The organism is Sphingomonas sp., from assembly GCF_013812825.1.
Lineage (GTDB): Bacteria > Pseudomonadota > Alphaproteobacteria > Sphingomonadales > Sphingomonadaceae > Sphingomicrobium.
Genome location: NZ_JACCSU010000013.1, coordinates 1 through 13,145, shown reverse-complemented (window position 1 = coordinate 13,145; position 13,145 = coordinate 1). Strand labels below are relative to the sequence as shown.

Annotated in this window: 15 protein-coding genes; 9 read left to right on the top strand and 6 right to left on the bottom strand. The window is 67.2% G+C overall.

Going from position 1 to position 13,145, the window contains the following annotated elements; all coding sequences use genetic code 11:
- Position 1: 1 nt before the first annotated feature.
- Together H0T81_RS01440 and H0T81_RS01435 are read right to left on the bottom strand one after the other, a co-directional pair.
- Positions 2–2,005: a BamA/TamA family outer membrane protein gene (locus tag H0T81_RS01440; RefSeq protein ID WP_294009054.1), complete on the bottom strand. Its 2,004-nt coding sequence runs from the start codon at positions 2,003–2,005 to the stop codon at positions 2–4.
- A 73-nt stretch (positions 2,006–2,078) separates the two neighbouring features.
- Positions 2,079–2,288 carry a hypothetical protein gene (locus H0T81_RS01435; RefSeq protein ID WP_294009053.1) on the bottom strand — a complete coding sequence of 70 codons (210 nt, stop codon included), beginning with the start codon at positions 2,286–2,288 and terminating at the stop codon, positions 2,079–2,081.
- Between the two features lie 118 nt (positions 2,289–2,406).
- Between H0T81_RS01435 and H0T81_RS01430 the strand changes: the two genes are divergently transcribed.
- Positions 2,407–2,574: a hypothetical protein gene (locus tag H0T81_RS01430; protein ID WP_294009052.1), complete on the top strand. Its 168-nt coding sequence runs from the start codon at positions 2,407–2,409 to the stop codon at positions 2,572–2,574.
- Between the two features lie 4 nt (positions 2,575–2,578).
- Here H0T81_RS01430 and H0T81_RS01425 read toward each other — a convergent pair whose 3' ends face one another.
- Complete coding sequence (locus H0T81_RS01425; RefSeq protein ID WP_294009051.1) at positions 2,579–3,223, bottom strand: S24 family peptidase; 645 nt, start codon at positions 3,221–3,223, stop codon at positions 2,579–2,581.
- A 281-nt stretch (positions 3,224–3,504) separates the two neighbouring features.
- On the opposite strand from H0T81_RS01425, the gene H0T81_RS01420 reads away from it, so the two are divergent.
- Complete coding sequence (locus tag H0T81_RS01420) at positions 3,505–3,837, top strand: hypothetical protein (RefSeq protein WP_294009050.1); 333 nt, start codon at positions 3,505–3,507, stop codon at positions 3,835–3,837.
- A gap of 3 nt (positions 3,838–3,840) precedes the next feature.
- Here H0T81_RS01420 and H0T81_RS01415 read toward each other — a convergent pair whose 3' ends face one another.
- Both H0T81_RS01415 and H0T81_RS01410 read right to left on the bottom strand, forming a co-directional pair.
- Positions 3,841–4,260: a hypothetical protein gene (locus tag H0T81_RS01415; RefSeq protein WP_294009049.1), complete on the bottom strand. Its 420-nt coding sequence runs from the start codon at positions 4,258–4,260 to the stop codon at positions 3,841–3,843.
- A gap of 36 nt (positions 4,261–4,296) precedes the next feature.
- Entirely contained in the window at positions 4,297–4,833 is a 537-nt protein-coding gene (locus H0T81_RS01410; RefSeq protein ID WP_294009093.1) for a type 1 glutamine amidotransferase domain-containing protein, read from the bottom strand.
- An 82-nt stretch (positions 4,834–4,915) separates the two neighbouring features.
- Here H0T81_RS01410 and H0T81_RS01405 point away from each other — a divergent pair, with 82 nt between their 5' ends.
- The 6 genes from H0T81_RS01405 to H0T81_RS01380 are packed head-to-tail and all read left to right on the top strand — an operon-like array spanning position 4,916 to position 9,622.
- Positions 4,916–5,923, top strand: coding sequence for a DNA topoisomerase IB (locus tag H0T81_RS01405; protein ID WP_294009048.1), 1,008 nt, complete (start codon positions 4,916–4,918; stop codon positions 5,921–5,923).
- 31 nt (positions 5,924–5,954) lie between these two features.
- Positions 5,955–7,088 (top strand): mechanosensitive ion channel domain-containing protein, encoded by a 1,134-nt coding sequence (locus H0T81_RS01400; protein ID WP_294009047.1) that lies wholly within the window; start codon positions 5,955–5,957, stop codon positions 7,086–7,088.
- On the top strand, positions 7,088–7,552 hold the full coding sequence (locus H0T81_RS01395) for a MaoC family dehydratase (RefSeq protein WP_294009046.1): 465 nt from the start codon (positions 7,088–7,090) through the stop codon (positions 7,550–7,552). Before H0T81_RS01400 ends, H0T81_RS01395 begins: the two co-directional genes overlap by 1 nt.
- Before the next feature lies 1 nt (position 7,553).
- A complete protein-coding gene (locus H0T81_RS01390) occupies positions 7,554–8,735 on the top strand; it encodes an acetyl-CoA C-acyltransferase (protein WP_294009045.1) in 1,182 nt (393 codons plus the stop codon).
- 5 nt (positions 8,736–8,740) lie between these two features.
- Complete coding sequence (locus H0T81_RS01385; RefSeq protein ID WP_294009044.1) at positions 8,741–9,340, top strand: DUF4126 domain-containing protein; 600 nt, start codon at positions 8,741–8,743, stop codon at positions 9,338–9,340.
- Between the two features lie 24 nt (positions 9,341–9,364).
- Positions 9,365–9,622: a hypothetical protein gene (locus H0T81_RS01380; RefSeq protein WP_294009043.1), complete on the top strand. Its 258-nt coding sequence runs from the start codon at positions 9,365–9,367 to the stop codon at positions 9,620–9,622.
- Positions 9,623–9,838: 216 nt separating this feature from the next.
- On the opposite strand, the gene phaZ is transcribed toward H0T81_RS01380, so the two are convergent.
- On the bottom strand, positions 9,839–11,071 hold the full coding sequence (gene phaZ, locus H0T81_RS01375; protein ID WP_294009042.1) for a polyhydroxyalkanoate depolymerase: 1,233 nt from the start codon (positions 11,069–11,071) through the stop codon (positions 9,839–9,841).
- Positions 11,072–11,218: 147 nt separating this feature from the next.
- On the opposite strand from phaZ, the gene H0T81_RS01370 reads away from it, so the two are divergent.
- On the top strand, positions 11,219–13,006 hold the full coding sequence (locus H0T81_RS01370) for an ABC transporter transmembrane domain-containing protein (RefSeq protein ID WP_294009041.1): 1,788 nt from the start codon (positions 11,219–11,221) through the stop codon (positions 13,004–13,006).
- Positions 13,007–13,145 lie beyond the last annotated feature (139 nt).

Below are 13,145 nucleotides of genomic sequence, written 5' to 3'. Positions count from 1 at the left end.
CCTAGAAGGCCTGGCCGAGCGACACGGTCACCGCGACCGGGCCGTCGCCCTCGCGCGGGTTCAATGGCGTTCCGACGTCGATCCGGATCGGCCCGAAGCTCGAATAATAGCGAACCCCCAGCCCGGTGCCGAACTGCCAGCCGCTGAGCTTGGGCCAGCTGTCGTTGGTCAGAGTCCCCCCATCGAGGAACGGGACGATTCCGAAATTGCCGCCGAACAGCTTCAGACGGACTCGCGCTTCGAGCGCGAACTCGGCCAGGCTCCGCCCGCCGATCGGGTCGCCGTCGAGGTCGCGCGGGCCGAGCTTCTGGTAACCGTAGCCGCGAACCGATCCGCCGCCGCCCGCATACAGCCGCCGCGACGGCGCGATCGACAACGAGTCCGCGCCCTGGATGGTGGCCAGCCGAACCCGGCCCGCGGCAACCACGCTCTCCGACACCGGCCGATAGGCGCTGGCGTCGATCTGGGTGCGCGCATAGGCAAAGCTGCCGCCGTGGGCCGAGATTTCGGGGCTGATCCGCCCGCCGAGCCGGAAGCCTCGGGTCGGGTCGAGCAGATCGTCGCTGCCGTCATAGCCGAGATTGGCGGGGAAGGCGGCGATCAGGAACGTCTTCGTGCTCTTGTTGCCGAGCGAATTGAACACCCCGCGCTCGTCGGTGGCGAGCAGGTCGGCGCCGACGCTCCACGTCCATTTCTTGTGCCAGATGATGTTGCTCTGGCGCTCGATGTTGCCGCCCAGCTGCAGGGTCTTGGCCTCGTAGGCGTCGCGGTCGATGTTGCTGGCCAGCGCGTGCAGGTTGAGCACTTGGTCGCGGCGCCGGAAATTGTTGCGGCGGAACTGGACCGCGGCGACCTGCTCCTGGGTGCCGGCGACTCCGCGGACCGTCAGCGCCCCTTCCGGGTTGAAGAAATTGCGGTGCTGCCAGCTGGCCTCGGCGCGAAGGCCTTCCCCGGTGCCATAGCCAAGCTCGCCGGCGATGGTCCGCATCGGCGCCGGATCGAGGTGGACGGCGAGGTCGACGGTCCGGCCATCGGCGGCCGGGACCAACTTCACCTCGGCCGAAGCGACCAGTCCGGTGGCGATCAGCGCCCGGCGGAGATCGTCGACCTTCGAGCGCCGGAACTGCTCGCCGGGCTCGAAGCGGGCGATGTGGCCGATGTGGCGCGGGCTGAACGGCGGCGCGCCGCTGACCCGGATGGTACCGAACGAGGCGAGCGGGCCGGTCTTGACCGGAAGCACCAGCTGCGCTCGGCGGGTCTCGTGGTCGACCAGGATTTCCTGCTCCCCGATCTCGGCCAGAGCGAACCCCTGCTCCCCCAGAGCGACCTGCAACGCGACATTGGCGGCGATGACGTCGGCGGCGACGACCGGATCGCCGGCCTTGACCGCGAACACCGCGCGCAGCTCGGCGGCCTCCGACCCCGCCGCCTCGAGGCCGGGCAGAGCGACCGACTGGAACCGGTATTGCTCGCCCGGTTCAGCATCGAGGACGACCACCAGCGTGTTGCCGATCCGCTGGATTCGCGGCTCGACCATCGCGTCGTAATAGCCGTGGCTGCGCAGCAGCTCGGCGAGCAGCTCGGCATCGCCGCGCGAGCGGCGGTCGAGCTGGGCGGCGTTGGCCTCGTCGTCGCGATCCTTGTGCAGCGCCGACTGCTCCTGGAACGCTTCGACAAGCTCGTCGGCCGGACCGATGCCCTGAAGTCCTTCGAGCAGCACGGTGTAACGCACTTCCGCCGCGCCGATGTCGGTGACACGCGGCTCGACTGGACGCTCGGGGCTCGCCGGGTCCGCGGTGGACAAGTCGGCGGGTGCGTCGGCGGCGTCGAGGTCGGGCCATTCGACGCCGAGATCGGGCATCGGGTCGAGCGGCGCGGCGGGATCCAGCTCGCCCGCATTGGCCGGCGGCGCGGTCTGGGCAATCGCAGGTGCGGCAGGCACGATCCCGAGAGCGGCCGCGCACAACAGCCGCGCAGCCATCCGCGCCTCACCCCGCCAGTTCATCACGCCAGCCTAGCCAGCACTCCTGAACCGCGCCAGTATGAAGCCCGGAAGCCCTTGATTTAATGGCCGACGATCAGTGGACGGTTCCGCCGACCTCGTCGCTGCTGAGGGTCGCGATCACCCGCTCGATCTGCCGCCAGTGGCAAAAGCGGGTGACGTTGCCGGCGTCGCGGCTGGTTTCGGCGCGCGCGGCCGCCGCCAGCCCGGCCTGGTCGCCGAACCGCTCGAGAAGCTCGGCCGCGTCGGCCAGCGCCGCGCGCCCGCTGATGAAGGGTGGATCCATGGGCGCTGATTAACCCGGCGCTCGTTACGCGACCGCCGACAAACCTCGTCAACGGCTCGTTGACCACATGAATTCATTTTGGGGTGGAGCAGCCCGGGGCGGTCTGTCATGGCGGCCCATGGCCAGACGCAACGCCCGGGCGGGCGGGATTTTCCTCACCATCGGCATCCTCGCCGGCTTCGGCCTGGGCGCCGCCGCCGGCAATCCGATGAAGGGCATTCTCGTCGGCACCGCGCTTGGGGCGGTGGCGGCGGCCGTGCTGTGGCTGGTGGATCGGCGCCGCTAGCCGGTCAGTCGATCCGGCGCCCGGCCCAGATCACCCGGCCGATGCAGTGGATGTCCTCCATGTCGCAGTCGGGCCAGTCGGGATAGGCCGGATTGTCGGACTGGACGGTCACCCGGTGCCCGACCGGGTGCAGGGCGATCCGCTTGACGATCAGCGCTTCATCGACCCGCATCACGTAGATGCCGTCGCGCAGCCGTTCGGCGCAGTCGCCCGGATCGACCAGAATGTCGTCGCCGGCATTGAGTGTCGGGGCCATCGAATCGCCCTCGACTCGGATGATCGACAGCTTTCCAGGCGCGGTCGAGGTCAGCGCGTTCAGCCATCGCGAGTCGAAACCGAAATAAGGCTTGGCGGCCTCGCCCCCGACCAAGGCTCCCGGACCGGCCGAGGCGCGAGCGTCGATTCGCTTGACCGGGACCAGCCCCCCGGGTCCGTTTTCCTCGGCCGGACCGCCGAGCAGGGCCTCGGAAATGGCGAAATAGCGGGCCAGCTTGCGGCGCTCCGCTTCTTTCAGGCGCTTGGGAACGCCGCGGCGCACGAACTGCTGGATGTAGGCGGGATTCCGGCCGAGCATCCGCGACAGGCCGGCGAAGTCCTCCCCTCTCTCGGCGCAGAGACGTTCGATAACGAGCCGCGGTTCTGACAACATTGCTGGTCCTCAATTAATCTTTCTTTAATTATAGGCAAGTGCCTAGACAAGTAGGAAATGCGTTGGAAAATGATGTGAAGCCGAGTCGCTCTGGATTATAAGGAACGAAGAGTGCACTTGCTTCGAGAGATAGAAAAATTTTTGCGCCGTAGCCACACGGCTCCAACCCGCTTTGGACGCGAAGCCCTTGGCGATCCTCGGTTTGTCTTCGACTTGCGCAAGGGAAGGGAGCCGCGGCCGGGGACCGTCAAGCGAGTCCTCGAATTCCTGGAGGAAGCGCAATGCTGAACCTGTTGATGTCGCCGGCGGCATCCGGCCTGTTGCGCGCCCTGCTCGATCGCGCCGGCGACCAGCGCAATAGGATATTGCTCAGCGAAATCCATTCCGTCGACTGGCACTCGCTGACGCTCGCCGGCGAAAGGCATCTGATCACGTTGCGCATACCGGGCCCCGACGCGGAGCGGATGGTCGACCGTTTCATCAATGGAATCGAGGACGCCGAGTTCGCGATCCCCGGCCACATCGTCGCCGACATCGCCGTGGCCGGCATTCCGACCCGGGCGCTCGATCGGTCGGTAACGTTGGAAATCGAGGCTCTGACGGTCCTCGAATGAAGCTCAGCGCAACGAGCGGCGCAACTCGGCCAGCGCATCCGCCAGCGCTTGCGAAGCATCGGCATTCGAGGAAGCCGGACGGGCAACAGGACCGGCCTCGAGGCTCGGGTCGAACAGCCGGACGACGCGAGCGTCCGGAGCAACGCTGCCCAGCCGGTCATCGAGCACCAGCTCGTCGGCGGCTTCTTGGCCGATCTCGAGCGGCACCGGCTCGAATGCGGGCAGATCATGGACAAGGTTGCCGGCCGAAACGCTTCTCAGGACGGCAACGGCCATGAGGGACGCCCCGACGGCGGCTGCGATCGTCGCCGCGGCGTCGACGCCCGCCGCGCCGGCCGCAAAGCCGACCGACGCCGCGAACGCCGTTGCAGCCGCGATATCGGCGGCCCATTCGACCGGATTGTCGTCGCTCGCCCGTTCCATCGGCTGCCGGACTAGCGGAAATAGGTTTCCAGCCGCTTAGCGCTCGATGAGCGCAATCAATGCCTCCGTGAACGCCGCGACGTCCTCCGGCTTGCGGCTGGTGACGATATTGCCGTCGGTCACCGCCGGCTGATCGACGAGGCTCGCGCCGGCGTTCGCAAGATCGGTGCGGATCGAGCGCCAGCAGGTTGCGCGGCGCCCGCGGAGCAGGTCCGCTTCGACCAGCAGCCACGGCCCGTGGCAGATCGCCGCGATCGGCTTGCCGGCGTCGTCAAAGGCGCGGATCAGGGCGACCGCCCCGGCATCGGCGCGAAGCGAGTCGGGATTGCGCACTCCACCCGGCAGCAGCAGCGCATCGAAATCGCCCGCGCTCGCCTCCGCGATCGTCAGGTCAGGCCGGACGACCTTGCCGGGATCGTCGCTGACGGTCGCCTGGATCGGGGCCGCCGACGGCGAGGCGAGCCGGACCTCGGCTCCGCGGTCCATCAGGATCTTGCGCGGCCCGAACAGCTCCGACTCCTCGAAGCCGTCGGTCGCCATGATCAGGATTTTCGAATCCGCGATCGCCGGAATCGCAGCCTCCCCAAGCCTTTACAGGAACCGTTGCAGCCACCACTCGCTTATGCCGGCCCATGCGCGAAGAAAAGCACAACTGATGCTGCGCCACAGCAGCGATTGCGAACCCGGCTACACGCGCAAGCGGATGGGCCGCTACTGGGCCTATTTCGACGAAAAAGGCGAACGCATCACTGACCGCGAGACCATCGAGCGCCTAAATTCGATCGGCCTTCCGCCCGCCTACACCAACGCCTGGTTCTGCGCCGACGCCAACGGCCATCTCCAGGCGACCGGAATCGATGCTCGCGGCCGCAAGCAGTATCGCTACCACCCCAATTTCCGCGCCAACGCCGAGGCGAGCAAATTCGCCGGGCTGGTCGAGTTCGGCAAGAAGCTCCCCAAGCTTCGCCGAACCGTCGAAAAGCATTTGAACCAGCGCAAGCTCAACCGCGAGGCCGTGCTGGCCGCGGTCGTCCGCTTGCTCGACACCCAATATCTGAGGGTCGGCAACGAGGAATATGCAAAGCAGAACAAGAGCTTCGGCGCGACCACGCTACTCCAGAGGCACATCAAGGGAAGTGGCAACAAGCTGAAGATGCGCTTTGCCGGCAAGCACGGCATCGTCCGCGAGGTGACCATCACCGACCGCCGGCTCGGCCGAGTCGTGCGCCGCTGCCAGGAGCTGCCAGGCCAGGCCTTGTTCCAATATGTGAACGGCGACGGCGAACCCCAGGCCATTTCGTCGGCCGACGTCAACGACTATATCCGCGAAGCCACCGGCGGCGAGTTCACCGCCAAGCATTTCCGCACCTGGGGCGCGAGCGTCATCGCGTTCGAGCAATTGCTCGATGCCGGCGAGCAACAGAAGGTCAGCGTCAACACGATGATCGAGCCGGTCGCCGAGGCGCTCGGCAACACCGTCGCGATCAGCCGCAAATCCTACGTTCACCCGGCGCTGGTCGAGGCCGCCAGGGAGCGGCCCCGCGGCGCCTTGCAGGGGATGGAGCGTCCTCGCTCGCGCAAGTGGCTTTCGTCGGCCGAAGTCGGGCTGTGCAAGTTTCTGACCGCCAGCGCCCGCAAGCGAAAGACAAACGCCCGCGCTTGATCGACCCCCCGTTCCTCGCCATGGGGCCGCAATGGCGATCACCCGCAATTCAGGCGAAGCGGTCGGCTCGGGCCGCGGGACGATCGAAGCGATAGCGCGGTGGTTCGAGGCCAACCGCGACGACTTGCCGACCGGCCTTGCGGTCGCGGCCGGCATCGTCGCCGTCATGCTGGTCCTTCGTGGCATCGGCGCAATGATGTCCGCGAGCGACCCCGAGTGCACGCGCTGGCGCGGCATCATCGGCCGGGTGCTCGTCAAGACCAGCGTCTTCTTCATGATCGCGGCCGCGCTGGACATCGTCGTCACCTTCGCCGTCGTGCCACCCCGCATCGGCCGGCTCGCCGACATCTTGTTCATCATCGCCGCCGCGTTCCAGGGCGCGGTCTGGGCGCGCGAGCTGATCCTTGGAGTCATCGGGCGCCGGGCCCGCGACGATGATGGCGAGAGCACGCTCGCCAACGCCATGACGATCATCCGGGTGCTGGTCAGCGTCGCCTTGTTCGCGATCGCGATCATCGTCATCCTCGACAATGTCGGGGTCAACGTCACCGCTCTGATCGCCGGGCTCGGAATCGGCGGAATCGCCATTGGCCTGGCCGCTCAGGGCATCTTCTCCGACCTGTTCGCAGCCCTCGCGATCCTGATCGACCGGCCGTTCCGGCGCGGCGACACCATCCGCTACGGGCAAAGCGTCGGCACGGTCGAGAAGATCGGCCTGAAAACCACCCGTCTGCGGTCGCTCGACGGCCAGCAACTGGTGATGGCCAACACCAAGCTGCTCGAACAGGAGATCCACAATTACGCCGCCGGCCACAGCCGCCGAACGACGCTGACCTTCGGCCTCGTCTATCAGACCCCTCCGGAGCTTCTCGAGCGGGTCCCCGAGCTCGCCCGAAGCGTCGTCGCCAATCGCTCCGGCTGCACCCTGGTGCGCTGCGCGATCCTCGGTTTTGGACCCTCGAGCATCGATTTCGAGCTGATCTTCGATTCCGCGACCACCGACCCGGATGTCGTCGCCAGCGACCGAACCGCGATCGTCACCGGCCTCATGCGCATGTTCGCTCTGAACGACGTGGAGTTTGCTTACCCGACGCAGACGACCTTCACCGCCGCGCCCGACGGCACATTGGTCATGCCCTACGCGCCTCCGGCGGCCAAACGCTGATGCCGACCGCCTCGCTCGATGCAATCCGCTCCCGCATCGGCACCGAAATCGGGGTTTCGGATTGGCTGACCATCGACCATCCGCGGATCGATGCTTTCGCCGAGGCGACCGAGGACCGCCAGTTCATCCACGTCGATGCGCAAGCGGCCGGGCAGACCCTGTTCGGCGGCACCGTCGCCCACGGCTTTCTGTCCCTGTCGATGCTGTCGCGGATGGGAGCCGACGCGATGCTGGTCCCCGACGGCCTCCGGATGAGCGTCAATTACGGCCTCGACCGGGTGCGCTTCGTCGCCCCGGTGCGGGCCGGACAACGCATCCGCGGCCGCTTCACGCTTGACTCGGTCGAGGACAAGGCGCCGGGGCAAATCCTCGTTCGCCACTCGGTGACCGTCGAGATCGAGCACGCGGACAAGCCCGCGCTCACCGCCCAGTGGCTCGCCTTGCTGTTCGTCCGAGGAGATTGAGATGCCCACCCGCGACGCCGTCATCGTAGCGACCGCCCGCACCCCGATCGGCAAGGCCTACCGCGGCGCCTTCAACGCGACCCCGTCGCCGACGCTCGCCGCCCATCCCATCCGGGCGGTCGTCGAGCGGGCGAAACTCGACCCGGCGGAGATCGACGACGTGATCATGGGCGCGGCGCTGCAGCAGGGCGTCCAGACGACCATCGGCCGGACCGCCGCGCTTCGGGCCGGGCTTCCGGTGACCGTCGCCGGAATTTCGATCGACCGGCAATGCGCGTCGGGACTGATGGCGATCGCGACCGCCGCCAAACAGGTGATCGTCGACCGCATGGACGTGGTCGTCGCCGGCGGAGTGGAATCGATCAGCCTCGTGCAGACCGGCGAAATGCGCCTGGGGCCGGACCCCGAGCTGCTGTCGATGCACAACGGCGTCTACATGCCGATGATCGACACCGCCGAGATCGTCGGCCACCGCTACTCCGTCAGCCGCGAGCGCTGCGATGAATATGCGCTGCGCTCGCAGCAGCGCACCGCCGCCGCCCAGGCCGAGGGCCGCTTTGCCGACGAGATCATCCCGGTCACCGCGACCATGGCGGTGAAGGACAAGGAAACCGGCGCAGTGTCGATGCGCGAGGTCACTCTCGACAAGGACGAAGGCAACCGCCCCGACACGACGCTCGAGGGCCTGGCCAAGCTCGAGCCGGTGCGCGGTCCCGACAAATTGATCACCGCGGGCAACGCCAGCCAGCTGAGTGACGGGGCGTCGGTCAGCGTGGTGATGGAGGCGTCGCTGGCCCAAAAGCGCGGGCTCGAGCCGCTCGGCCGCTATCTCGGCATGGCGGTCGCCGGGACCGAGCCCGAGGAGATGGGCATCGGTCCGGTGTTCGCGGTGCCCAAGCTGCTCGGCCGATTCGGCCTCACGGTGGATGACATCGACCTGTGGGAATTGAACGAGGCGTTCGCGGTCCAGGTGCTCTATTGCCAGGACAAGCTCAAAATCCCCGACGACAAATTGAACGTCGACGGCGGCGCGATCTCGGTCGGCCATCCGTACGGAATGAGCGGCGCGCGATTGACCGGCCACGCGTTGATCGAAGGCAAGCGCCGCGGCGCCAGGCATGTCGTGGTCACCATGTGCGTCGGCGGCGGCATGGGCGCGGCCGGGCTGTTCGAGGTGCTATAGCCCAAATGAACGCAATCGAGCTCATCGCCCTCGCCTCGTCGCTCAGCCTGCTCGCCGGCTGGCGGCTCTATCTCGTGACCTTCGCCACCGGGCTGGCGATGAAGTTCGGCTGGATCGACCTGCCCGAGCGGCTCGAGGGGCTCGACGTTCTCGCCAACAATTGGGTGCTCGGGATTGCCGCGGCGGGCGCGGTGGCGGAATTCTTCGCCGACAAGGTCGCCTGGGTCGACAGCGCCTGGGACTCGGTGCACGGCTTCGTCCGCCCGATCGGCGGAGCCTTGCTGTCGCTGGCGGTCATCGATGCCGGCGACCCCGCCTGGCAGGTCGCGAGCTTCCTGCTTGGCGGCGCCGCGGCGTTCACCGCCCATGCTGGCAAGGCTGGCGCCCGGACGCTCGTCAACGCCAGCCCCGAGCCCTATTCCAACGTCGTCGTCTCGACCGGCGAAGACGTCGCCACCGCGGGCCTGCTCGCCCTGGCCATCGCCAACCCGATCGCCGCCGCCTTGATCGCGGCCATCCTCGTCATCCTGTCGCTGTGGCTGGTGCTCGCCGCGCGCCGGCTTCTCAGGCGCCTGCTTGAACCCAAACGGCGGCAAGCGGGTTGAACCTGCAAGCAGGAGGACATGTACATGCCCGTTTCCGAGCAGCCTTTGGTCGAGCGCATTGCCCGAGTCCTCGCCGGCGCCGCGCACAGCAGCAACGCGGAAGGCAGCGACCCGTCCGCCGCCGACAAGATCGACCTCGTCTGGCGCGAGCACGTCAATCAGGCGCTGGCGGTCCTCCACACCATGCGCGAGCCGGACGAGCGGATGGCCGCAGCCGGCGATTCCGAAACCTGGGCGAAAATGGTCGAGGCGGCGCTCTCCGACGCCGAGCGCTGGACATAGCGAAAGGCCGCCCGGGCAGGAACCCGGACGGCCTTTCCATTGTCAGCCGTGAAGCGGCCTGAAAATCGTTAAGCGAGAACCCCCGCGGAGGCTGCGCTCACCAATTTCGCCGCGAACGGCATTCGACAATGAGACATCAGACCACCTCCTTTCGATTGTTGAGCCAATCGCAAGAAAATGGTGGCCAAGGCAATATTTTCAATCCCCGACAGTAGTTTAGTTGTTATGCGCGATCCACTTCTCGACCACCGGGGCGATATTGTCGCGCCACTTGCGGCCGTTGAAGATGCCGTAATGACCCGCGTCTCTGGCCATGAAATATTTCTTCTTCGACGCCGGAAGACGCTTGGCGATGTCGAGCGCGGCTCGGGTCTGGCCAAGCCCCGAAATGTCGTCGCGCTCGCCTTCGATCGCCAGCAGCGCGGTGTCGCGGATCGCCGCCGGATCGACCCGCGTGCCGCGATGGACGTACTTGCCGTCGGGCAGCAGGTGGCGCTGGAACACCACGTCGACCGTCTGCAAATAAAATTCCGCGCTCATGTCGCTGACCGAGCGATATTCCTCGTAGAAAGCACGGGTCGCGTCGGCGCTTTCCTCGTCGCCCTCGACGAGATGCTTGAACATCTCCCAGTGGCTGACCAAATGGTCGCCAAGGTTCATGCTCATGAATCCGGCGAGCTGCAGGAAGCCCGGGTACACTTTGCGCCCCGCGCCCGGGTAGATCATCGGCACGGTCGCGACGACGTTGTTCTCGAACCAGGCATGCGGCCGCTGCGTCGCCAGCGTGTTGATCGCGGTCGGCGCCTGGCGAGTGTCGACCGGCCCGCCCATCATCGTCAGCGACCTGGGCCGCCAGGGGTTCTTGTCCGCCGCCATCAGAGCGGTCGCCGCGAACGCCGGCGCGGCGGGCTGGCAAACGGCGAGCATGTGCGGCCGCTCGCCGCCCGACTCACCGATCGCCTCGAGGAACTCGATCAGATAATCGACATAATCGTCGAGATCGAAGCTGCCGTCCGACAACGGCACCAGTTTCGCGTCCTTCCAGTCGGTGATGTAGACGTCGTGGCGCGGAAGCAGCCGCTCGACGGTGCCGCGCAGGAGCGTCGCGAAGTGGCCGGACATCGGCGCGACGATCAGCAGCTTGGGATGGCTTGCCGGAGCTCCCGCCCGAACGAAGTGCTTGAGGTCACCGAATGGCTTGGAGACGGCGATTTCCTCACGGACCGGCACGGTCTTGCGCCCGACGGTCGTCGAATGGAGCCCGAACTCGGGCTTGCCGCGCAGCGCCGCCGCGTGCGCGAACACGTCGAGGCTGGCCGCCACGACCGGGCCCATCGAGCTGTAGGACAGCGGATTGGCGGGATTATTGAGCCACCCGGCGCCCATTCCAGCGAGCCTGCTCGCTCCCGCGAAGAAGGAACGCTGCACTTCGTAGGCGTCGTAGAGCATCGGACCTCGGGGAAAAATTGGCGCTGGAAGGAGCCATGTGGCGCTCCATGCCCCCCGAGGCAAGGCGGATGCTGCAGTGCGCAAGCTGCATTGCGGCAATTCAGCCCTGATTGAGGCCGGCCCGCCACACTGCTAGGCCCCGCGGCGATGGGGTCGAAATCCGAAAAGCAGCCTGAAGAAACCCGCAAGATCGGCAATCTGCGGCTCGTCTGGCGCTACGCGTCCAAATACCGGCTGCAGATCGCCGCGGCGGCGTTTTTCCTCGTCCTGTCGTCGGCGGCGACACTGGCCATTCCCTACGGCTTCAAACGAGTGATCGACCGGGGCTTCGGCTCCGACGGCGCGAGCGCCGAGGCGGTGGGGACCGCCTTTGAGTATTTGCTGATGATCGTCGTCGTGCTCGCCGCCGCGACTTCGCTCCGCTATTATTTCGTCTCGTGGATCGGCGAGCGGACCATCGCCGACCTGCGCGTCGCGGTGCAGGAGAATTTGCTGACCTTGCCGCCGCGCTTCTTCGAAGAGAACCGCCCGTCGGAGATCGCCTCGCGGCTCACCGCCGACACCGCGATCCTCGAGCAGGTGGTCGGCTCGAGCGTGTCGATCGCGCTGCGAAACCTCGCAACCGGCATCGGCGGAATCATCTATCTGTTCGCCTTGTCGCCCAAGCTCGCGGGAATGCTGGTGATCGGCCTGCCGCTCGTTTTCGGGCCGGTGATCTTCTTCGGCCGAAGGATCCGCAGCCTCAGCCGCTCGTCGCAGGACCGCATCGCCGACGTCGGCTCGACGGTCTCCGAGACGCTCGGCGCGATGAAGGTCGTCCAGGCGTTCGGGCAGGAGGAACGCGAGCTCGGCCGCTTCCGGACCGCGGTCGAGAATGCTTTCACCGTCGCGCGCCATCGCTTCTCGATGCGCGCGGTGATGACCTTCACCATCATCGCCCTGGTGTTCGGGTCGATCGTCCTGCTGCTGTGGGAAGGCGCCATCGATGTCGCCGCGGGGCGGATGACGGGCGGCACGATCGCCGCGTTCGTGTTCACCGGAGTGCTAGTCGGCGGCGCCTTCGGGGCGGTGACGGAGGTTTACGGGGACCTGCTTCGCGGTTCGGGCGCGGCCGGCCGGATCGAGGAGCTGATGCGCGAGAGGACGGAGATTCGCGCGCCCGCAAATCCGGTGCCCCTGCCCGAGCCCGCGCGAGGTGCGCTCAGCTTTGACCAGGTGACCTTCCTCTATCCCACTCGCCCGGATGACAAGGCGGTGCACGAGCTCAGCCTGGCGATCGCTCCCGGCGAGACCGTCGCGGTCGTCGGTCCGTCCGGCGCCGGCAAGTCCACCCTGTTCCAGCTCGCGCTGCGCTTTTACGATCCGCAGGAAGGCCGAGTGACTCTCGACGGAGTCGATCTGCGCGATGCCGATCCCGCGGCGATTCGCGAGCGCATCGCCTTCGTCCCGCAGGAAACCGTGCTGTTCGCAGCATCGGCGCGCGACAATCTGCGCTACGGCCGGTGGGACGCGAGCGACGACGAGATCCACGAAGCCGCCCAGGCGGCCAACGCGGATGAATTTATCGCCCAGCTCCCGGACGGCTACGACAGCTTCCTGGGTGAGGGCGGAGCGCGTTTGTCGGGCGGCCAGCGCCAACGCATTGCAATCGCCCGCGCGCTGCTGCGCGATTCGCCGTTGCTGCTGCTCGACGAAGCGACATCGGCGCTCGACGCTCAAAGCGAGCGGCTGGTCCAGGAAGCGCTCGAGCGGCTCATGCAGACCCGCACCACGGTGGTGATCGCGCACCGCCTGGCGACGGTGCGGGCCGCGCACCGGATCATCGTCATGGACGGCGGGCGAATCGTCGAGGAAGGGACGCACGCAACTCTGTCGGCCGCGAACGGCCTCTACGCGAGCCTCGCCAAATTGCAGTTCGCCGGACAGGCCGCCTGAGCCACGGTCACTGACTGCAGCTCAGGCGCCGTAACGCTCAGGCGTTGCCGCCCGAGCCGCCGCCGCCCGTTGAGCCGCCGCCGCCGCCCGAGTTGCCGCCGCCGGAGGTGCCACCGCCCGACGTGCCGCCGCTCGAGGT